The sequence below is a fragment of the Streptomyces sp. NPDC014891 genome (assembly GCF_043081085.1).
In the GTDB taxonomy this organism is placed as follows: Bacteria; Actinomycetota; Actinomycetes; order Streptomycetales; family Streptomycetaceae; genus Streptomyces.
The window spans coordinates 31,854-51,813 of sequence record NZ_JBIBWF010000010.1 but is presented as its reverse complement, the minus strand read 5'-3'; the positions used below and the strand labels follow the sequence as shown (position 1 = coordinate 51,813).

22 protein-coding genes are annotated in these 19,960 nt (G+C 74.0%); 2 read left to right on the top strand and 20 right to left on the bottom strand.

Annotated elements, in window-relative coordinates; translation table 11 throughout:
• Window positions 1-72: 72 nt before the first annotated feature.
• From groL to ACF09E_RS26790, 4 genes are all read right to left on the bottom strand, one after another.
• Window positions 73-1,701, bottom strand: coding sequence for a chaperonin GroEL (gene groL / locus ACF09E_RS26805; RefSeq protein WP_361852075.1), 1,629 nt, complete (start codon window positions 1,699-1,701; stop codon window positions 73-75).
• A 131-nt stretch (window positions 1,702-1,832) separates the two neighbouring features.
• Window positions 1,833-2,141, bottom strand: a complete 309-nt coding sequence (gene groES / locus ACF09E_RS26800; protein ID WP_017239619.1) for a co-chaperone GroES — start codon at window positions 2,139-2,141, stop codon at window positions 1,833-1,835.
• Between the two features lie 212 nt (window positions 2,142-2,353).
• On the bottom strand, window positions 2,354-2,554 hold the full coding sequence (locus ACF09E_RS26795; protein WP_392207682.1) for a hypothetical protein: 201 nt from the start codon (window positions 2,552-2,554) through the stop codon (window positions 2,354-2,356).
• Window positions 2,551-3,480 carry a polysaccharide deacetylase family protein gene (locus tag ACF09E_RS26790; RefSeq protein WP_392207680.1) on the bottom strand — a complete coding sequence of 310 codons (930 nt, stop codon included), beginning with the start codon at window positions 3,478-3,480 and terminating at the stop codon, window positions 2,551-2,553. Before ACF09E_RS26790 ends, ACF09E_RS26795 begins: the two co-directional genes overlap by 4 nt.
• A 129-nt stretch (window positions 3,481-3,609) precedes the next feature.
• Between ACF09E_RS26790 and ACF09E_RS26785 the strand changes: the two genes are divergently transcribed.
• Window positions 3,610-4,800, top strand: a complete 1,191-nt coding sequence (locus ACF09E_RS26785) for an SAM-dependent methyltransferase (protein WP_392207678.1) — start codon at window positions 3,610-3,612, stop codon at window positions 4,798-4,800.
• A 118-nt stretch (window positions 4,801-4,918) separates the two neighbouring features.
• Here ACF09E_RS26785 and ACF09E_RS26780 read toward each other — a convergent pair whose 3' ends face one another.
• The 8 genes from ACF09E_RS26780 to tsaB all read right to left on the bottom strand — a co-directional run bounded on the left by ACF09E_RS26780 (window position 4,919) and on the right by tsaB (window position 10,764).
• On the bottom strand, window positions 4,919-5,554 hold the full coding sequence (locus ACF09E_RS26780) for a hypothetical protein (protein WP_392207676.1): 636 nt from the start codon (window positions 5,552-5,554) through the stop codon (window positions 4,919-4,921).
• Between the two features lie 20 nt (window positions 5,555-5,574).
• Window positions 5,575-6,780, bottom strand: a complete 1,206-nt coding sequence (locus ACF09E_RS26775) for an RNA polymerase sigma factor (RefSeq protein ID WP_392208110.1) — start codon at window positions 6,778-6,780, stop codon at window positions 5,575-5,577.
• A gap of 81 nt (window positions 6,781-6,861) precedes the next feature.
• Window positions 6,862-7,227 (bottom strand): YciI family protein, encoded by a 366-nt coding sequence (locus ACF09E_RS26770; RefSeq protein ID WP_361857727.1) that lies wholly within the window; start codon window positions 7,225-7,227, stop codon window positions 6,862-6,864.
• Window positions 7,228-7,343: 116 nt separating this feature from the next.
• The gene (locus tag ACF09E_RS26765; RefSeq protein WP_392207674.1) at window positions 7,344-8,192 is read right to left on the bottom strand and encodes a polysaccharide deacetylase family protein; all 849 of its coding nucleotides are present in this window, start codon (window positions 8,190-8,192) and stop codon (window positions 7,344-7,346) included.
• A gap of 65 nt (window positions 8,193-8,257) precedes the next feature.
• Window positions 8,258-8,512 carry a hypothetical protein gene (locus tag ACF09E_RS26760; protein WP_148005788.1) on the bottom strand — a complete coding sequence of 85 codons (255 nt, stop codon included), beginning with the start codon at window positions 8,510-8,512 and terminating at the stop codon, window positions 8,258-8,260.
• Entirely contained in the window at window positions 8,509-9,624 is a 1,116-nt protein-coding gene (tsaD, locus tag ACF09E_RS26755; RefSeq protein WP_392207672.1) for a tRNA (adenosine(37)-N6)-threonylcarbamoyltransferase complex transferase subunit TsaD, read from the bottom strand. Before tsaD ends, ACF09E_RS26760 begins: the two co-directional genes overlap by 4 nt.
• Complete coding sequence (gene rimI, locus ACF09E_RS26750) at window positions 9,614-10,084, bottom strand: ribosomal protein S18-alanine N-acetyltransferase (protein WP_392208108.1); 471 nt, start codon at window positions 10,082-10,084, stop codon at window positions 9,614-9,616. Before rimI ends, tsaD begins: the two co-directional genes overlap by 11 nt.
• A gap of 23 nt (window positions 10,085-10,107) precedes the next feature.
• Window positions 10,108-10,764, bottom strand: coding sequence for a tRNA (adenosine(37)-N6)-threonylcarbamoyltransferase complex dimerization subunit type 1 TsaB (gene tsaB / locus ACF09E_RS26745; protein WP_392207671.1), 657 nt, complete (start codon window positions 10,762-10,764; stop codon window positions 10,108-10,110).
• Window positions 10,765-10,884: 120 nt separating this feature from the next.
• Here tsaB and ACF09E_RS26740 point away from each other — a divergent pair, with 120 nt between their 5' ends.
• The gene (locus ACF09E_RS26740; protein WP_388794060.1) at window positions 10,885-11,427 is read left to right on the top strand and encodes a L,D-transpeptidase; all 543 of its coding nucleotides are present in this window, start codon (window positions 10,885-10,887) and stop codon (window positions 11,425-11,427) included.
• A gap of 159 nt (window positions 11,428-11,586) precedes the next feature.
• On the opposite strand, the gene ACF09E_RS26735 is transcribed toward ACF09E_RS26740, so the two are convergent.
• From ACF09E_RS26735 to ACF09E_RS26700, 8 genes are all read right to left on the bottom strand, one after another.
• Window positions 11,587-11,778 carry a hypothetical protein gene (locus tag ACF09E_RS26735; protein ID WP_392207669.1) on the bottom strand — a complete coding sequence of 64 codons (192 nt, stop codon included), beginning with the start codon at window positions 11,776-11,778 and terminating at the stop codon, window positions 11,587-11,589.
• Window positions 11,779-11,911: 133 nt separating this feature from the next.
• A complete protein-coding gene (gene tsaE / locus ACF09E_RS26730; RefSeq protein WP_392207667.1) occupies window positions 11,912-12,412 on the bottom strand; it encodes a tRNA (adenosine(37)-N6)-threonylcarbamoyltransferase complex ATPase subunit type 1 TsaE in 501 nt (166 codons plus the stop codon).
• Between the two features lie 33 nt (window positions 12,413-12,445).
• The gene (locus ACF09E_RS26725) at window positions 12,446-13,612 is read right to left on the bottom strand and encodes an alpha/beta fold hydrolase (RefSeq protein WP_388792734.1); all 1,167 of its coding nucleotides are present in this window, start codon (window positions 13,610-13,612) and stop codon (window positions 12,446-12,448) included.
• A gap of 10 nt (window positions 13,613-13,622) precedes the next feature.
• Window positions 13,623-14,771, bottom strand: a complete 1,149-nt coding sequence (gene alr, locus ACF09E_RS26720) for an alanine racemase (RefSeq protein ID WP_392207665.1) — start codon at window positions 14,769-14,771, stop codon at window positions 13,623-13,625.
• Window positions 14,772-15,174: 403 nt separating this feature from the next.
• A complete protein-coding gene (locus ACF09E_RS26715) occupies window positions 15,175-16,629 on the bottom strand; it encodes an NAD(P)H-hydrate dehydratase (protein ID WP_392207663.1) in 1,455 nt (484 codons plus the stop codon).
• 280 nt (window positions 16,630-16,909) lie between these two features.
• Window positions 16,910-17,278: a holo-ACP synthase gene (locus ACF09E_RS26710; protein WP_073910599.1), complete on the bottom strand. Its 369-nt coding sequence runs from the start codon at window positions 17,276-17,278 to the stop codon at window positions 16,910-16,912.
• A gap of 7 nt (window positions 17,279-17,285) precedes the next feature.
• A complete protein-coding gene (glmS, locus tag ACF09E_RS26705) occupies window positions 17,286-19,133 on the bottom strand; it encodes a glutamine--fructose-6-phosphate transaminase (isomerizing) (protein WP_392207661.1) in 1,848 nt (615 codons plus the stop codon).
• A gap of 40 nt (window positions 19,134-19,173) precedes the next feature.
• The gene (locus ACF09E_RS26700) at window positions 19,174-19,929 is read right to left on the bottom strand and encodes a hypothetical protein (RefSeq protein ID WP_392207656.1); all 756 of its coding nucleotides are present in this window, start codon (window positions 19,927-19,929) and stop codon (window positions 19,174-19,176) included.
• Between the last annotated feature and the right edge of the window lie 31 nt (window positions 19,930-19,960).

Here is a 19,960-nt window from a genome sequence, read left to right as displayed (position 1 = left end):
GGCCGGGAACGGCCGAGGCCCGGTGCCCCCGCGACGGGGGCACCGGGCCTCGGTGCTCGGTTACGACACGCGTCAGTGCGAGTGGCCGTGACCGTGGCCGTGACCGTGGTCCGCCGGCTCCTCTTCCTTCTTCTCCACCACGAGGGTCTCGGTGGTGAGGAGGAGGGAGGCGATCGAGGCGGCGTTCTCCAGCGCGGAGCGCGTCACCTTCACCGGGTCGATGACGCCGGCCTTGACCAGGTCGCCGTACTCGCCGGTCGCGGCGTTGAAGCCCTGGCCCTTGTCGAGCTCCGCCACCTTCGAGGTGATGACGTAGCCCTCGAGGCCGGCGTTCTCGGCGATCCAGCGCAGCGGCTCGACGGCGGCGCGGCGGACGACCGCGACACCCGTGGCCTCGTCGCCGGTCTTGTCCAGGTTGCCCTCCAGGACCTTGACGGCGTGGACGAGCGCGGAGCCACCGCCGGAGACGATGCCCTCCTCGACCGCGGCGCGGGTCGCCGAGATGGCGTCCTCGAGGCGGTGCTTCTTCTCCTTGAGCTCCACCTCGGTGGCGGCGCCGACCTTGATCACGCACACGCCGCCGGCCAGCTTCGCGAGGCGCTCCTGGAGCTTCTCGCGGTCCCAGTCGGAGTCCGTGGCCTCGATCTCGGCCTTGATCTGGTTGACGCGGCCCTGGACCTCGGAGGAGTCGCCGCCACCGTCGACGATCGTGGTGTCGTCCTTGGTGATGGTGACGCGGCGGGCGGTGCCGAGGACGTCCAGACCGGCCTGGTCGAGCTTGAGGCCGACCTCCTCGGCAATGACGGTCGCACCGGTGAGGGTGGCGATGTCGCCGAGCATGGCCTTGCGGCGGTCGCCGAAGCCGGGGGCCTTGACGGCCACGGCGTTGAACGTGCCGCGGATCTTGTTCACGACCAGGGTCGACAGGGCCTCGCCCTCGACGTCCTCGGCGATGATCAGGAGCGGCTTGCCGCCACCGGCCTGGATGACCTTCTCCAGGATGGGCAGCAGGTCCTGGATCGAGGAGATCTTGCCCTGGTTGATCAGGATGTACGGGTCGTCGAGGACGGCCTCCATGCGCTCCTGGTCGGTCACCATGTACGGGGACAGGTAGCCCTTGTCGAAGGCCATGCCCTCGGTGAAGTCGAGCTCCAGGCCGAAGGTGTTGGACTCCTCGACGGTGATGACGCCGTCCTTGCCGACCTTGTCCATCGCCTCGGCGATGAGCTCGCCGACCTGCTGGTCCTGCGCGGAGAGCGCGGCGACGGCGGCGATGTCGGACTTGTCCTCGATCGGGCGCGCGGTGGCGAGCAGCTCGTCGGAGACGGCCTTGACCGCGGCGTCGATGCCCTTCTTGAGGGCGGCCGGGGAGGCGCCGGCGGCGACGTTGCGCAGACCCTCGCGGACCAGGGCCTGGGCGAGCACGGTGGCGGTGGTGGTGCCGTCACCCGCGATGTCGTTGGTCTTGGTCGCCACCTCCTTCACCAGCTGGGCGCCGAGGTTCTCGTACGGGTCCTCGATCTCGACCTCGCGGGCGATCGTGACACCGTCGTTGGTGATGGTGGGGGCGCCGAACTTCTTGTCGATGACGACGTTGCGGCCCTTGGGGCCGATCGTCACCTTCACCGTGTCGGCAAGCTTGTTGACGCCGCGCTCAAGGGCGCGACGGGCGTCCTCGTCGAACTTCAGGATCTTCGCCATGGGAGCGGTTCAGCCCTCTCGGAATCGGGGTGGAACGAACCGCGCCCCGGGGCGCCTGGAAGGGGCCTCGGGGCGCAGCTCTGAGCATCTGCTGGGTGCTCGGTACTTCGGTGCTTCGGTACGTCGGTGAATTACTTCTCGACGATCGCGAGCACGTCGCGAGCCGAGAGGACGAGGTACTCCTCGCCGTTGTACTTCACCTCGGTGCCGCCGTACTTGCTGTACAGCACGATGTCGCCGGTCTTGACGTCGAGCGGCAGACGCTCGCCGTTCTCGAAGCGGCCCGGGCCCACGGCCAGGACGACGCCCTCCTGGGGCTTCTCCTTGGCGGTGTCCGGGATGACCAGGCCAGAGGCGGTGGTCTGCTCGGCGTCGAGCGGCTGGACCACGATGCGGTCCTCGAGCGGCTTGATGGCAACCTTGGAGCTGGTGGTCGTCACGATCCGACCTCCCCCTTCGGAGATCTCGGGGTCAACTGTCTGAGGGGGCGACCAGGTGGATCCGTCGTCGCGGGTGCCGGACCTGCCAGTCGCTCAGTTGGCACTCTCCAGTGGTGAGTGCCAGGGCCGAGACTATGACCGCGATTAGCACTCGGTCAAGCGGAGTGCCAATTCATCACCCGTGGCGGTTCCGCCGGGGCGGTCGGCGGGCCTCAGCGGCCCGGTGCTCCCGGCGCCCTCGGCGGCTCCGCCGGGGCCGGGCCGGCCGGCGGCGCGGGCTCGGCGCCGTGGGGACCGACGCGCTCCACCGCCTTCCGGCCGAGGCGCTCGATCGGGTCCACGGTGGAGGCGCAGCCGGTCAGCCCCAGCACGAGCAGCGCGGTCAGGAGGGCGGGCGCCCGGCGCCGGCTCACACGTAGTCCTCGAGCCGGGCGACCGCGTACCCCTTGGCCGTGATCACGTTCATCACCCGGCGGACCATGTCGGCCATGCTGCCCTTCCAGTCCTCCTTGCCCCGGAAGTGGGTGAGGACGATGTCGCCGGGGTGCAGGTCGCGGTCCCACTCGCGCCACTCCATGTGGTCGGGGAAGGCCTCGGCCGCCCACAGCGGGACGGCCTTGACGCCGCAGGTCTTGGCGGCGCGCAGGGTGTCCTCGTTGTAGTTGCCGTAGGGCGGGCGGAAGAGCGGCGGCCGCTTGCCGAATCGTTTCTCGATGACGTCCTGCATGCCGCAGATCTCGCGCTTCTGCTGCGTGTACGAGAGTCCCGGCAGGTAGCGGTGGTTGAGGGTGTGGTTGTGCAGGGACACCCCGCCCTCCTGCGACGTCTGCATCCGCGCGAAGTAGCCGTAGTCGTCCTTGACGACGTAGTCGCTGAGGAAGGCGCTGTAGGGGATCCGCAGCTCCTTCATCATCCGCAGCAGCTCGGGGTCCTTCTCCGCGCCGTCGTCGATGGTCAGGAAGACGACCCGCTGCTTGGTCGGGACGGTGGTGAAGACGGGCGGCAGGCCCTCGCCGTCCGTCTCGAAGCCCTTGCGGGTGGTGATCACCGGCTTGGTGGCGGGCGGCGCCGGGGCTTCCAGCGGGGCCTTGGCCAGGCCCCACTTCTTCGCGGCGGCCAGCCGGGCGGTGCGCTGCGCGCGGATCTTCTCGACGTACGCGTTGAGCGCGCCGGCCGCCCCCTGCTGCGCCTGGCCCGGCGCCTGCTGGCCGGCGGCGGGGGCGGGCGCGGTGCGGTCCGGTCCCGCGCCGTCGGCGCAGCCGGAGGCGGCGGAGGCGAGGGCCGCGACGACGAGGGCGGCGGCGAGCGCCCTGGAGGAACCGTGCACACCATGTGCCATCTTTTATTCCTTTTGTCGTACGAGTCGTATGGCGCCGCATCCTGTCAGCGCGGACGCCCCGCACGGGGTACGACACCGCCGTACGCGCCCCCGGTCCCCCGGCCGGCCCACAGCACCGCAGGGCCCACAATGGGACGGGTGACCGACCTCGCCTCCTTCGCCCCGCTGCTCGCCCCCGAGGGGCAGGCCCTCCTCGACGCCCTGCGCGACCACGACCCCGCCCAGGAGCTGGCGGTCGTCTCCCGGCTGCGCCGGGACCACCCGGCCGAGCTGGTCACGGCCGCGGTCGGGCAGGCGCGGCTGCGGCAGCGGGCCGTGGCGAAGTTCGGCGCACAGGACGCGTTCCGGATGTACTTCACGCCGAACGGCGTCGAGCAGTCGACGCGCGCCTCGGTCGGCACGTACCGCGCCGCCCGGATGAAGGCGCTGGGCATCCGGAGCGTCGCCGACCTCTGCTCCGGGATCGGCGGCGACGCCGTCGCGCTGGCGCGCGCCGGGATCTCCGTCCTGGCCGTGGACCGCGACCCGCTGACGGCGGAGGTCGCCCGCGCCAACGCCGAGGCGCTCGGCCTCTCGGACCTCGTCGAGGTCCGCTGCGCGGACGTGGCCGAGGTCGACACCACCGGGTACGACGCGGTCTTCGTCGACCCGGCCCGGCGCGGGGGCCGGGGGCGGATCTTCGATCCCGAGGCGTACTCGCCGCCGCTCTCCTGGGCCGTCGGGGCGGCCCGCAGGGCCCCGTACGCGGCACTCAAGGTGGCTCCGGGCATCCCGCACGAGGCCGTCCCCGAGGAGGCCGAGGCCGAGTGGATCTCGGACGGCGGCGACGTCAAGGAGGCGGTCCTCTGGTTCGGCACCGCACCCGGCGCCCGCCGCGCCACCCTGCTCCCCTCCGGGGCCGGACTCACCGGCCGCGGCCTCCCCGACCCGGCGGTCCGCCCCGTCGGCCGCTACCTCTACGAGCCGGACGGCGCGGTCATCCGCGCGCACCTGGTCGCCGAGCTGGCGGAGGAGCTGGACGGCGGCCTCGTCGACGAGACGATCGCGTACGTCACGGCGGACGCGCTGGTCCCGACGCCGTACGCCGCCGCGTACGAGATCACCGACGAACTGCCCTTCAACCTGAAGAGGCTGAAGGCGCTGCTGAGGGAGCGCGAGGTCGGCACCCTCACGGTGAAGAAGCGCGGCTCGGCCGTCGAGCCCGAGGAGATCCGCCGCAGGGTGAAGCCCAAGGGCCCGAACGCGGCGACCGTCCTGCTGACCCGGGTCGCCGGCGCCCCGACCATGCTGATCGGCCGCCCGGCGGACACCGGCCGCTGACCCGCCCGCCGAGGCGGCCTCGGCACGCCCGTCGCGTCCCTCAGCGCGCCCGTCGGCGCGCGGCGGTCACGAGGCCGCCGTGTCCGCGGAGGTCACCGGGCCGCCGTGTTCCCGGAGCTCACGAGGCCGCCGACGGGCCGCGGCCCGTCAGCCGCACCGCGAAGCGGTAGTGGCCGACGGCCTTCACCAGACCCGTCAGACCGGTCACCCAGAAGATCATGGCGACGCCCATGCCGTAGACGACCAGGCCGTAGCCGTCGTGGCGGGAGACGCCGGCCGGGACCGCGAAGCCCAGCCAGAGTCCGGTCCCGGCCATCACGAACGACAGCAGCACCCAGCAGGCCGAGAGGACGGGGGCCCGCAGCCGGGCGTCCGTCGGCCCGTGCCGGTCCAGGGCCGCCCACTGTACGAGGAGTCCGCGGACCGTCCGGTCGCGCCGCAGACCGGCCACTGTCAGCCACACGGCCGGGACCAGGGCGCCGATGCCGAGGACCGCGGTGACGAGCCCGGTCAGCACCATCACCAGGTCGCCGTCGGGCCGTCCGATCGCGATGACCAGGACGCCGACCAGCCCCCAGCCCAGGTGGAGCAGCAGGAACCCGAACAGGAACATCGCGAGCCGCCCGCCGCCGAGCAGCCGCCGCCCGAGCTCGTCCAGGGCCAGCGCCCGGTCGGCGAGCCGCGCCTCCCGGTCGGGCCAGCTCCGGAGCTCGGCGGGCGGGGGCGGCGGGGGCAACGGGCTTCGCGGGGACATGCCAAAACCCTAAGGGCCCGTCACCTCGGGTCCAACTCCCGCATCTTCCCCCGCAGCAGCGCCCGTTCGCTCTCGTTGCGGGTGAGGTCCGCCGCCCGCTCGAACTCCGCCCGCGCCTCCGCCGTCCGCCCGAGACGGGCCAGCAGGTCGCCGCGGACGCTCGGCAGCAGGTGGTAGCGGGCCAGGTCCGGTTCGGCGGCCAGGGCGTCGACGATCGGCAGGGCCGCCGCGGGCCCCTCGGCCATCGAGACGGCGACCGCGCGGTTCAGCTCGACGACCGGCGAGGGGGCCAGGACGCCCAGCCTCCCGTACAGCGCGGCGATCGTCGCCCAGTCCGTCTCCTCGGCCGAGGCGGCCCGGGCGTGCAGGGCGGCGATCGCCGCCTGGAGGGCGTACGGACCGTACGAGCGCCCGTCCCCGGCCCGTTCGAGCGCCGCGTACCCCCGCCGGATCAGGAGCCGGTTCCAGCGCCGCCGGTCCTGGTCAGCGAGCAGGACCGGCCGCCCGTCGGCCCCCGTCCTCGCCGCAGTCCGGGAGGCCTGGAGCTCCAGCAGGGCGACGAGCCCCTGCGCCTCGCCCTCCTCGGGGACGAGCGCGGCGAGGACGCGGGCGAGGCGCAGCGCGTCCTCGCAGAGGCCCGGCCGCAGCAGGTCGTCGCCCGCGGTCGCCGCGTACCCCTCGTTGAAGATCAGGTACACGACCTCCAGGACGGAGCCGAGCCTGGCCGCCCGGTCCGCGCCGTGGGGCACCTCGAACTCCACGCCCGCCTTGGCGAGCGCCCGCTTGGCGCGGGTGATCCGCGCCGCGACGGTCGCCTCCCGCGCCAGGAAGGCACGGGCGATCTCGTCGGTGCGGAGCCCGCCGACGAGCCGCAGGGTGAGGGCGGCGCGGGCCTCGGCCGAGAGCACCGGGTGGCAGGCGGTGAAGATCAGCCGCAGCACGTCGTCGTCGATGTCCCCGGGCTCGGGGGGCTCGGGGTCGTACGTCTCCTCCACGAGGGTCCGGCCCACCTCGGCGAGCTTGCGCGCGTAGGTCTCGCGGCGCCGCACGAGGTCGACGGCCCGGTGCTTGGCCGCGGCCGTCAGCCAGGCTCCCGGGCGCTCCGGGACGCCCGTCCGCGGCCACTGCTCCAGGGCCGCGACGAGCGCGTCCTGGGCGATCTCCTCGGCGATGCCGACGTCGCGGACGATCCGCGCCACGGTGGCGATGATCCGCGCCGACTCCATCCGGAAGACCGTCTCCAGCGTCTCCTCGACCGTCTGTGCCGTCACGCCTCACATGACAGCACAGGACGGCCGCGGAGCCGGTCAGCCCTCCGGCATCTCCTCGACCTCGCGGACCTCCAGACCGACCTTCCAGTGCGGCGGGTGCACGGCGAGGAACCGCTTCCCCCACTCGACGGCCTCGGCCATGTCCTTGCACTGCAGCATGGCGTAGCCGCCGACGACCTCCTTGGTCTCGGTGAACGGCCCGTCGGTGAACGACAGCCGCCCGTCCGACCAGGTGATCCGGGTGGACTCGGCGGTCGGCCTCAGCCCGGCGGTGTCGACCATGGCGCCGGCCTTGGTGATCTCCTCGAAGAGGGCGCCCATCCGCTCCTCGAAGCCGGGGTCGGCGCTCTCCATGTCGATGGTGTTCTCCTCGATGCGGACGAGGGACAGGAAGCGGGGCATGACGACTCCTCGATGACGCGGTGGCGGGGCCGTTCCCCGCCTTCCACACATACGTCGAACGGGAACGGGCCGCATCGACGACCCGCGGGATTCTTTTCCTCGACGCCCCGGACTTCCTAGACGTAGTCCTCCAGGCGCGCCACGGTGAAGCCCTGCTCCTGGATGCGGCGCAGCATCGTCGCCGTCATCTGCGTCATCGTCCGGCCCTTGAGCTCGGACGGGCCCCGGAAGTGGGCCAGGATGATGTCGCCGGGGTGCAGCTTCCGGTCGCCCCGCTGGTACTGCATGTTCTTGATCTGCATGGACTCGCGCCACAGCACGATCGCGTCGACGCCGCAGGTGCCGGCCGCCGTCCGCGTGGCCTCGTTCCAGTTGCCGTAGGGCGGGCGGAAGAGGCGGGGGGTCGTGCCGTACCGCTCCGCGAGCCTCTTCTGCTGGCCGCAGATCTCCCGGCGCTGGGCGTCCGGGGAGAGGGTGCGCAGGTTCGGGTGGGTGAGGGTGTGGTTGGCGAGCCCGTGGCCCTGGGCGACGAGCGGGGCGAAGTACCCGTAGTCGCTGCGGACGGCCGCGTCGGTGAGGAACATCGTGACCGGGACCTTGAGGTCCCGCATCATCCGGACGAACGCGGGGTCCTTCTCCGCGCCGTCGTCGATCGTGATGAAGACGATCTTCTCGGTGGTGGGTATCTCGCTGATGACGGGCACCGGGCCGCCCGGCTTCCGGACCACCGGCTTGACCTCGGGCGGGGCGGGCGGGGCGGCGAAGGGCTTGAGGCCCCAGCGGCGGTACGCGGCGGCGACCGCGGCCCCGGGCTCCTCGGGTGCCTTCTGCCCGGCGGACGGATCAGCCGAAGGGGTGTCCGTCTTCGCCGGGGCGGTGGCGGGACCGGGCTGCTCCGCCGCGCAGCCGGTCACCAGGAGGGCGGCGGCGGTCAGGGCCGCCCACAGCGCGATCGTCTTCTTCACGCGCTGTGGGATGCCGGAACCGCTCGAAAGGTTGCTCTATTTTCGGTCGGGTGTCGCCTCTTCGGTCATTCGACCGACTCGAACCGCCAGCGGTGCACCGGGCGGGTGATCAGCTCCGCGTCCGGCTCCGGCAGCTCGGGCAGCTCGGCGTCGAAGGTCTCCGCCTCCCACCAGGTGAGGACGAGGACCCGGTCCTGCGGGGCCCGGAGGACCTCCCGGCGGACCGGCTCACGCGCCAGGACCCGCGCCCGGGCCCATTCCAGGAGCTCGGCGCCCCGGCCCTGCGCCGCCCGCGCCTCCCACATGAGGGTGAGCCTCATGAGTACAGGTTCTCCTTGCTGACCTCGTGCACGTGGTCGTGGTCGTGGGAGTGACCGTGCGCGTGCGCGCCCGGCACGTGCGGGTCCGTCACCGGCAGCGACGAGTCCGCCGACAGCTCAAGGTCGGAGGCGGGCCGGTTGCGGGAGACCATCTCGGAGCCGAGGGCCGCGACCATCGCGCCGTTGTCCGTGCACAGTCCGGGCCGGGGCACCCGGAGCCGGATCCCGGCCCGCTCGCAGCGCTCCTGGGCCAGGGCCCGGAGCCGCGAGTTCGCGGCGACGCCGCCGCCGATCATCAGGTGGTCGACGCCCTCGTCCTTGCAGGCCCGGACGGCCTTGCGGGTGAGGACGTCCACGACCGCCTCCTGGAAGGACGCGGCGACGTCCCGCACCGGCACCTCCTCGCCGGCCGCCCGCTTGGCCTCGATCCAGCGGGCCACGGCGGTCTTGAGGCCGGAGAAGGAGAAGTCGTACGCCGGGTCCCGCGAGCCGCTCAGACCGCGCGGGAACGCGATCGCGGCCGGGTCGCCCTCCTTGGCGAGCCGGTCGATGACCGGGCCGCCGGGGAAGCCGAGGTCGAGGACGCGGGCGATCTTGTCGAAGGCCTCGCCCGCCGCGTCGTCGATGGTGGCGCCCATCGGGCGCACGTCGGAGGTGATGTCGGAGGAGAGCAGCAGCGAGGAGTGCCCTCCGGAGACGAGGAGGGCCATCGTCGGCTCGGGCAGCTTCCCGTGCTCCAGCTGGTCGACGCAGATGTGCGAGGCGAGGTGGTTGACGCCGTAGAGCGGCTTGCCGAGGGCGTAGGCGTAGGCCTTGGCCGCCGACACGCCGACGAGCAGCGCGCCCGCGAGGCCGGGGCCGGCCGTGACGGCGATGCCGTCGAGGTCCTTCGCGGAGATCCCGGCCGTCTTGAGGGCGCGCTCGATCGTCGGGACCATCGCCTCCAGGTGGGCGCGGGAGGCGATCTCGGGCACGACGCCGCCGAAGCGGGCGTGGGTGTCGACGCTGGACGCGACGGCGTCCGCGAGGAGCGTGGTCCCGTGGACGATGCCGACGCCGGTCTCGTCGCAGGAGGTCTCGATGCCGAGTACGAGCGGTTCGTCAGCAGCCATCAGAATCAGTCTCAGTTCCTTGGACGGTCAGTCGCATCACGAGCGCGTCGACGTTCCCGGGCTGGTAGTAGCCGCGCCGGAAACCGATGGGCTCGAAGCCGAAGCGCTCGTAGAGCTTCTGGGCCCGGGTGTTGTCCACGCGCACCTCGAGGAGCACCTCTTCGCACTCGAAGGCGGTGGCGTGGTGGAGCAGGTCGGCGAGGAGCCGGGCGCCGAGTCCCGTGCCCCACTGGTCGCGGGCGACGGCGATGGTCTGGACGTCGCCGAGCCCTCCGGCCGCGGCGAGGCCGGCGTACCCGGCGATCCCGCCGTCCGCGGTCTCCGCCACGAGGTAGCGGCGGGTGGCCCGCGGCCCGCGCGCGTGCGCGAGCTCGGACCAGAACATCCCCGCCGACCAGGCGTCCTCGGGGAACAGCTCGTCCTCCAGGGCCAGCACCGGTGCGATGTCCCACCAGCGCATCTCGCGCAGTTCCACGGCGCCGGTCACTGGGGAGTGACCACCTTGTAGTTCTTCGGCACCTGCGCGTCGGGCCGGCGCAGGTACATCGGCAGCGGGTCGAGGAAGCCGCCGTCGCCGGACGCGAGCCGCTCCGCGGCGAGCGCGGCGAGCGCGGCCGCCGACTGGTGCTCGGGGTCGCGGGCGTCGGGGAAGGCCTCGGGGTAGAGGCGGGCGCCCGCGCCGACGACGGGGAGCCCGGCGAGTCGCTCGGCGATCTCGGCGGGCCGGTCGACGGCCGCGTCCGTCACGCGCGTACGGGAGTCGTCGTACCGCGCCCAGTAGACCTCCTTGCGGCGCGCGTCCGTGGCGACGGCGAAGGGCTCGTCGATCCCGGAGGCGTACGCGAGGCCGTCGAGGGTGCACAGGCCGTGCACCGGCACGCCGAGCGCGGAGGAGAAGGTCGCGGCGGTGACGAGTCCGACCCGCAGGCCGGTGTACGGGCCGGGGCCGACGCCGACGACGATCCCGGTGACCGCGTCGAGCTTCAGCCCGGCCTCCTTGAGGACCCGGTCGACGGCGGGGAGCAGCAGCTCCCCGTGGCGGCGGGCGTCGACCTGCTCCGACGAGGCGACGACGGCCTCGCCGTCGTGGAGGGCGACGGTGACGGCGGGGGTGGCGGTATCCATGGCGAGCAACAGCACGCGAACAGCCTACGGCTCCCGGGCACGCTGCCCCGCCCCTCGCTCGCCCTGCTGCTACCGTCACCCTTCGATACGTTCGTACGAGAGGTGGGCACGGTGGCACGGAGCAGCTCGGGATTCGTGGCCGGGCTCACGGCGGCGGCCGTCGCCGCGGTCTGCTTCCTGGCCTACCAGGCCTCGGCGAACGCCCCGGCCGACGTCTCGGCCGCGCCCCGTACCCCCGGCACCTCCGCCCCCTCGGTCTCCCCGAGCGGCGGCCCGAAGCAGCCGGCGAAGAACCCCCTGGCGGTGCCCGCGGCCTCCGGCAGCGGCGAGCGCGTCGTGTACTCGCTCGGCGACCGCCGGGTCTGGATCGTCGCCGCGGACGGCAAGGCCGGCCGGACGTTCCCGGTGATGCCGAGCACGGTGGACCCGGCGCCCGGCTCCTACAGCGTGACCTCCCGGTCGGGCTCGGTCCGCGGCTCGGACGGCGTGCAGATCGAGCACGTGGTGCGGTTCACCACGGCCCAGGACGTGGCGATCGGCTTCAGCGCGGCGGTCGACGGCTCGACGCCGAGCCCGGACCCGGCGCGGAAGACCGGCGGCATCCGCATGAAGCGGGCCGACGGGGACGCGCTGTGGACGTTCGCGGTGATCGGCGCGAAGGTCGTCGTCGTCCCGTAGCGACGGCCCGGGACCGCACGCGCCGCACCACCGGCCACGACAGGCCGGCCGACCACGTCGGGTGGGCCGACCACGGCGGGTGGGCCCGGCCCGGTCGGCATCGCCCCGTCCGCCCCTTCCGCCCCGTCCGCGCCGGACCGCCGGACCGCCGGACGGGCCCTACGCCGCTCTGCCGCGCACGACCCGCGTGATCCGCTCGACCTGCCCGGGCCTCGGCCCGCACTCCTCGTCCGCCCGGTCGGGATACCGGCCCGGCGGGGTCGACACGGCGCGGGCCGCCGCGCAGGATGCCAGCAGTTCACTCATCGAGACGTGGTCCCGGACGGGTTCCGCGCGCCTAGGCGTCGCCATGCATGCCTCCCGTAGGTTAGGTTCACCTAACCAGCTCGTGCATCCATGTCACCACGGCACGTGCGAACGGCGCAACACCTTCCCGACACGTTGTCGGAAACTACGTACGACCGTGGCCCCGGCGTACCGCCGGTCAGAGCAGGCCCAGGTCCTCGTCCGCCCAGCGCGCGCCGATCCCGCGGAGCTCGACCGTGCGCCGGTCGTCGTCGGTGTCGCCGGTCACCCGGTGGATCAGCAGGTGCAGCCGGTCGTCCGTGAGCTCCTCGACCTTCCCGTCGCCCCACTCGACCACCACGACCGACTCGGGCAGCGAGACGTCCAGGTCGAGGTCCTCCATCTCGTCGAGACCGCCGCCGAGGCGGTACGCGTCGACGTGCACCAGGGCCGGACCGCCGACCAGGGACGGGTGGACGCGGGCGATCACGAAGGTCGGGGAGGTGACGGCGCCCCGCACGCCGAGGCCCTCGCCGAGGCCCCGGGTGAGGGTGGTCTTCCCGGCGCCGAGTTCACCGGTGAGCATGACGAGGTCCCCGGGACGGAGGATCTTCGCGAGACGGCGGCCGAGCTCCTGCATCTGCTGGGGGGAGTCGATGGCGAGGGTCGCGCCGGAGACGGGCGGGTGCGCTGCTTCCATACCCGCCAACTTAGCCGTTGCGGGTCCGCGGCCTCACCGCGACGGCCGGGCCGCCGCCTCGGGGACGGCTCCCGCCCGGACCAGCAGGTCGGCGAGCCGGTCCGTGACCGCCTCCGGGTGCTCCAGCATCACCAGGTGGCCGCCGTCGGGGACGATGACCAGCTCCGCGTCCGGGAGCAGGTCGGCGATGGCCTCGGTGTGGGAGCTGGGGGTGACCAGGTCGTGGTCGCCGGCGAGCGCGAGCACCGGGACGCCGCCGAGGACGGGCAGGGCGGCCGCCTTGTCGTGCTCGGCGAAGGCCGGGTAGAAGGCGGCGACGACGTCGATGGGCGTGGACTCGATCATCCGCTCGGCGAAGCGGGCGACGGCGGGGTCCACGTCCTTCGAGGCGAACGAGTACTTCTTGATCAGCCCGGCGAACAGGTCCGCGGTGGCCCGCCGGCCCCGCTCGACCAGCTCGGCCTGGGAGCCGAGCGCCCGGAGCACACCCGGCAGCACCCGCCGGACGGCGTTGACGCCGGCGATCGGGAGGCCGTACGAGACCTCGCCGAGCTTCCCGGCGGACGTGCCGACGAAGGCGACGCCGACGACCCGGTCGCGGACGAACTCCGGGAAGCGGTCCGCGAGCGCCATGATCGTCATGCCGCCCATCGAGTGCCCGACGAGGACCAGCGGGCCCTCGGGCGCGGCGGCGTCGAGCACCGCCTTGAGGTCGCGGCCCAGCTGGTCGATGGCGACGGGCACCGCGTCGGCACCCGACTGGGCGACTCCCTGGCCCGAGCGGCCGTGGCTGCGCTGGTCCCAGTGGACGGTGCGGACGAGACCGCGCAGCGCGGCCCGCTGGAAGTGCCAGGAGTCCTGGTTCAGGCAGTAGCCGTGGCTGAAGACGACCGTGACGGGGGCGGGCTCCTTGCGCCCGAACAGCCGCCGTCGGCGGGCGGGCGGGGTGTCCGGCGCCACCTCGTCGACCTCGTAGTACAGGACGGTCGAGTCGTCGGCGAGGGCCCGGCCGGGGGTGCCGCGCAGCCCGCCGTACGGGCCGGTGGAGTCCAGGGCGAGCCGCGCCTTCTGCCGCACCGAACGGCCGACGGTGAGCCGTTCGACGGCCACCCCGGCGGCGGCTCCCGCCGCCAGGACGCCTATCGCGGCGCCGGCGAATCCGGCGCGGCGCCACGTGCCGGTGCTGCTGGACTCGCCCATGGACCCCCCTCTACTCGCCCAGGTACACGCGCGGGACGCGCGCGCCGATCCGGGTGACGATCTCGTACGCGATGGTGTCGGCGGCCACCGCCCAGTCCTCGGCGGTCGGCTCGCCCCGGTCGCCGGGGCCGAACAGCACGGCCTCGGTGCCCGGCGCGGGCTCCTCCCCGCCGAGGTCGACGACGAACTGGTCCATGGCGACGCGGCCGGCGACGGTGCGGACGGTGCCGTCGACGAGGACGGGGCCCCGGCCCGAGGCGTGCCGGGGGACGCCGTCGGCGTAGCCGAGGGGGACCAGGCCGAGGGTCGTCTCCTCGCCGGTCACGTAGTGGTGGCCGTAGCTGACGCCGTGGCCGGCCGGGACCTGCTTGACCAGGGCGACGCTCGCCTTGAGCGACATCACCGGCCGCAGCCCCAGCTCGGCGGAGGTGCCCAGCTCCGGGCTCGGGGAGACGCCGTACAGCGCGATGCCCGGACGGACCAGGTCGAAGTGGGACTCGGGGAGGGTCAGAGTGGCCGGCGAGTTGGCGATGTGCCGGACCTCGGGCCGGACCCCGGCCTTCTCGGCATGGTCGAGCATCGTGCGGAAGACGTCGAGCTGCGCGGCGATGGAGGGGTGGTGCGGCTCGTCCGCACAGGCGAAGTGGGACCAGAGCCCGGTGACCTTGACCAGCCCCTCGGCCTCGGCGTCGACGGCCGCCCCGACCAGCTCGGGCCAGTCGGCGGGCTGGCAGCCGTTGCGGCCGAGCCCGGTGTCGGCCTTGAGCTGGACGCGCGCGGTGCCGCCGGTCCGCCTGGCGGCCTCGACGACCTCCTCCAGGGCCCACATGCCGCTCACGGACATGTCGAGACCGGCCTCGATGCCCTGGTCCCACGGGTCGCCGGGGGTCCAGAGCCAGCACATGACGGGGACGCCGGTGATCCCGGCGGCGCGCAGCGCGAGGGCCTCGTGCGGGGTGGCCGTGCCGAGCCAGTCCGCACCCGCCTCCAGGGCCGCACGGGCACAGCGCACCGCGCCGTGTCCGTACGCGTCGGCCTTCACCACGGCCATGATCCGGACGTGGGGGGCGACGCGGGCGCGCAACGTGCGGACGTTGGCACGCAGTGCGCCGAGGTCGATCTCGGCGCGGGCTCTGCGGGGCGGCGGTGTCTCAGTCATCGCGCACAGTCTCTCAGGTGTCGGCTCCCGGGCCGCTTTCCCCGGATGTAGACCCGGTCACCCTTGTGCAACACACCCCCGGGGTTCCCGGGCGCCCCACCGCCCGGGACCGACGCGGCCGGGACCGCCGCCGGGCGTGGCGAGCGGCCCGCGGACACCGGGGAGGGCCGCGGTCGCCGCCGGGGCGGGGGCTCGGAACAGGGCCGGGTCGTAGACGGTGGGCCCGGCCCGCGGCCCCGGTGCCACAGGGAGCCGGAACGCACGGGCGACGCGGCCCGCGGGAACCCCCGCCGCACCGCCCCGCCCGCACCGGGCGACGCGGCCCGCGAGGACTCCCCACCGACGCCCGCACCACCGCCGACCAGCCGCCCCGCTCGCGGCACGCGCGGCCGTCCCCGGCTCGCTACGAGCCTGCCGTCACGTCCCGCCACGCCGCCCCCAGCGCGGCCGCGACCTCGCCCGCCGTCACCGGGCCGCCGTCCGACGCCCGCCGGGCCGCCAGGCCGTGCAGGTACGCCGCGCACGACGCGGCGTCCACCGGCCGCAGCCCCGCCGCGAGCAGCGAGCCCGCGAGCCCCGACAGCACGTCCCCGCTGCCCGCCGTCGCGAGCCAGCCCGTCCCCGTCGGGTTCACCCGCACCGCGCCGGCCTCCGGCCCCGCCCCGCACACCAGCGTCGTCGACCCCTTGAGCAGCACCGTCGCCCCGAACCGCGCCGCCAGTTCCCGTACCGCCACGAGCCGCCCCGCCTCCACCTCCTCCCGGGTCGCGCCCAGCAGCGCCGCCGCCTCCCCCGCGTGCGGGGTGAGCACGGTCGGCGCGCTGCGGGCCCGGACGAGCGCCGGGTCCAGACCCCGCAGCCCGTCGGCGTCCACCAGCACCGGCACGTCCGAGGCGAGGGCCTCGGCGACGCCCGGGTCGTCGCCGAGTCCGGGCCCGACCACCCAGGCCTGCACCCGCCCGGCGCGGTCCGGCGGCCCCGGGTGGACCAGGGTCTCCGGGTGCGCCGCGATCACCGCGTCCGCCGCGGGGCCGACGTACCGCACGGCCCCGGCACCGCCCCGCAGCGCCCCCTCCACGGCCAGTACCGCCGCCCCGGGATAGCGCGCCGACCCGGCGACGACGCCGAGCACCCCGCGCCGGTACTTGTCGCTCTCGGCGCCCGGCACGGGCAGCAGCCGCGCCACGTCCTGGTGCTGGAGCGCCTCCAGGTCGGCCACGCCGGGCAGTTCGCCGCCGAGCCCGATGTCGACGAGGCGCAGCGCGCCCGCGTAGGACCGCGCCGGGTCGACGAGCAGGCCCGGCTTGTACGTCCCGAAGGTGACCGTCACGTCCGCCCGCAGGGCCTCCCCCGCCACCTCGCCGGTGTCCGCGTCGACGCCGCTCGGCAGGTCGACGGCGACGACGACGGCGTCGGAGCCGCGGGCGGCGCGGGCGACGGGCACGGCGTCGGGCCGCAGCCCGCCCCGGCCGCCGATGCCGGTGATGCCGTCGAGGACGAGGTCCGCGGCGGCCAGCGGTTCGAACGGGTCGTCGTGGGCGCCGTCCACGACCCGGCCCCCGGCCGCCCGCAGGGCCGCGAGCCCGCCCTCGTGGGCGCGGTCGCCAAGGAGGACGGCGGTGACGCCGGCGCCGCGCCGGCTGAGCCGGGCGCCGGCGTGGAGGGCGTCGCCGCCGTTGTCGCCGCTGCCCACGAGGAGGACGACCCGGGCCCCGTACACCCGCCCTCTCCCGAGGAGGGAGCAGCAGGCGGCGGCGAGTCCGGCGGCGGCGCGCTGCATGAGCGCGCCTTCGGGGAGTCGGGCCATGAGGGCGCCCTCGGCGGCCCGTACGGTCTCCACGCGGTGAGCGGTACGCATGGGGGCAGTCTGCCGCAGCGCCCGGACGCCCGCCCGCCGCCCGCGCCCGCCGCCTCGCACCCCTCCCCCGCTCCGGTCCGCGCACGCCCCCGCCGCCCGCGCACCCCGTCCCGCGGAAAGGGGTTGACGCGCCCCCCGATCCAACTTAGGTTTGCCTTACCTAAGTGCGCGGCACTTCTTCAACCCGACGCCGGCCCTGGCAGTCGCGCACACGGGCTCGGGCCCGGCTGCCTTCCGGCAGCCGGGCCCGAGTTCGTACGTCCTCCTCCGCGACCGCGGCTCACGCCTCGGCGATCACCACCGCGGACGCCACCCCCGCGTCATGGCTCAGCGAGACGTGCCAGTGCTTCACGCCCAGCTCCTCCGCCCGCGCCGCCACCGTCCCGGTCACCCGCAGGCGCGGCTGACCGGTGCCCTCGACGTACACCTCGGCGTCCGTCCAGTGCAGCCCGCCCGGCGCGCCGAGCGCCTTGGCGAGGGCCTCCTTGGCCGCGAACCGCACCGCCAGCGACGCGGGTCCGCGCCGCTCCCCGCTGGGCAGCAGCAGCTCGCTCTCCAGGAAGAGGCGCTGGAGCAGCCCCGGTGTCCGTTCGATCGACGCGGCGAACCGGTCGATCTCCGCCACGTCGATCCCCACCCCAATGATCATTTCCCACTCACTCCACGGTCACGGACTTCGCCAGGTTGCGCGGCTGGTCGACCTCGTTGCCCCGCGCGGTGGCGAGCTCGCAGGCGAAGACCTGGAGCGGCACCGTGGAGACCAGCGGCTGGAGCAGCGTAGGCGTCGCGGGGATGCGGACGAGGTGGTCGGCGTACGGGACGACCGCCTCGTCGCCCTCCTCGGCGATCACGATGGTGCGGGCGCCGCGGGCCCGGATCTCCTGGATGTTGGAGACGATCTTGTCGTGCAGGACCGAGCGGCCCTTCGGCGAGGGCACGACCACGACGACGGGCATGTCCTCCTCGATGAGCGCGATCGGCCCGTGCTTGAGCTCTCCGGCGGCGAAGCCCTCGGCGTGCATGTACGCCAGTTCCTTGAGCTTCAGGGCGCCCTCCAGCGCGACCGGGTACCCGACGTGCCGGCCGAGGAACAGGACGGTGTTCTTGTGCGCGAGCGAGCGGGCGAGGGCCCGCACGGGCTCCATGGTCTCCAGGACCCGCTCGACCTCGTCGCCGATCCGGGCGAGCTCGCGGACGACGGCGTGGATCTCGTCGCCCCACTTGGTGCCGCGCACCTGGCCGAGCCAGAGCGCGAGGAGGTAGCAGGCGACGAGCTGGGTGAGGAAGGCCTTGGTGGAGGCGACCGCGACCTCGGGCCCGGCATGGGTGTAGAGCACGGCGTCGGACTCGCGCGGGATCGTCGACCCGTTGGTGTTGCAGACGGCGAGCACCTTCGCGCCCTGCTCGCGCGCGTGCCTCAGCGCCATCAGCGTGTCCATCGTCTCGCCCGACTGGGAGATCGCGATGACGAGGGTCCGCCGGTCGAGGATCGGGTCCCGGTAGCGGAACTCGCTGGCGAGCTCGACCTCGCAGGGGATGCGGGTCCAGTGCTCGATGGCGTACTTCGCGATGAGGCCGGCGTGGAAGGCGGTGCCGCAGGCGATGATGACGATCTTGTCGGCCTCGCGGAGCACCGCGTCGGGGATGCGCACCTCGTCGAGGGTGAGCCGGCCCGTCCCGTCGATCCGGCCGAGGAGGGTGTCGGCGACGGCCTTGGGCTGCTCGGCGATCTCCTTGAGCATGAAGTAGTCGTAGCCGCCCTTCTCGGCGGCGGAGGCGTCCCAGTCGATGTGGAAGGCGCGGACCTCGGCGGGCGCCCCGTCGAAGTCGGTGACGGTGACCCCGTCCCGGGTCAGCTCGACGACCTGGTCCTGTCCGAGTTCGATGGCCGAGCGGGTGTGGGCGATGAACGCGGACACGTCGGAGGCGAGGAAGTTCTCGCCCTCGCCGACCCCGACCACGAGCGGCGAGTTCCGGCGGGCCCCGACGACCACGTCCGGCTGGTCGGCGTGCACCGCGACCAGCGTGAACGCCCCGTCGAGCCGCCGGCACACCAGCCGCATGGCCTCCGCGAGGTCCCCGGCGGAGGAGAACTCCTCGGCCACGAGGTGGGCCACGACCTCCGTGTCCGTGTCGGACTGCAGGTCGTGGCCGCGCTCGGCCAGCTCGCCGCGGAGGGCGGCGAAGTTCTCGATGATGCCGTTGTGGACGACGGCGACGCGCCCGGCGTTGTCCAGATGAGGGTGCGCGTTGGCATCGGTCGGCCCGCCGTGCGTCGCCCAGCGGGTGTGTCCGATGCCCACGGACCCGCCGGCCAGTGGCCGGTCCACGAGCTCCTTCTCCAGGTTGACGAGCTTGCCCGCCTTCTTCGCCGCGGCCAGCCCTCCGTCGGAGAGCACCGCGACACCGGCCGAGTCGTAGCCCCGGTATTCGAGCCGCTTGAGGCCCGCGACCACCACATCAAGCGCCGACTGCCCGCCGACGTATCCCACGATTCCGCACATGGCGGCAGCCTACGGCCGAAGACGCCCCAAGGGCCGCAGTTCAGGACAGCTTGGCCGCCTGCGCGTCGATGACGGCCTGCGGCAGCTCCTTGACCCCGCCCGGGGCGAGGCTGTTCGTCGAGAACGACGCGAGCGTGTTGCCCTGGCGGAAGACGACGAGCTTGCTGACGAACGGCCGCCCCGCCATCTCGGAGGTGACGGTGAAGGCCACGGCCTCCTCACCCGCCGTGACGGTCTCCGGAGCGACCTCGGCGACCTTGGTCCTCTCCTTGAGGTGGACGACCTGGAAGCCGCCGGCGCACTCCGCCCCGGCCTTCTTCACCGAGGCGAAGGCCTCCTGCGCGCCCTGCCCGTCGTACGAACCGAGCGTGACCAACGTGACCCGGGCGCCGAGACCGCCGAGGAGCGCGTCCTCGGGCGAGGCCGACGCGTCCTTCTTCGGCTCCTCGATGACCTTGCGCCCCGCAGACGCGGCGGGCGAGCCGGGCGAGATCATGGACATGGCGTGGGCGATCGGCGTGCAGGCGGCCTGGTCGGCGGTGACCGAGCCCGCCGGGACGACGTCCCCGTCGTCGGTCTTCGTCACCTGGTGGCCCTCGACGTCGGCGGTCGCCACGATCAGCCTGTCCAGCTCGGCGGCCGACAGCACCTTGGCCGCGGGCGCGCTGGTGGCGGAGGCACCGGGCGCACCGGTGCCGCCCTTGTCCCCCTTCTCGCCGCCCTTCTCCCCGCCACCGCAGGCGGTGACGAGCAGGGCGAGGGAGACGGCGGTGGCCGCGACGGCGGCGCTTCGCATGGACGTACGCATGGTGGTGGTTCTCTGCTTT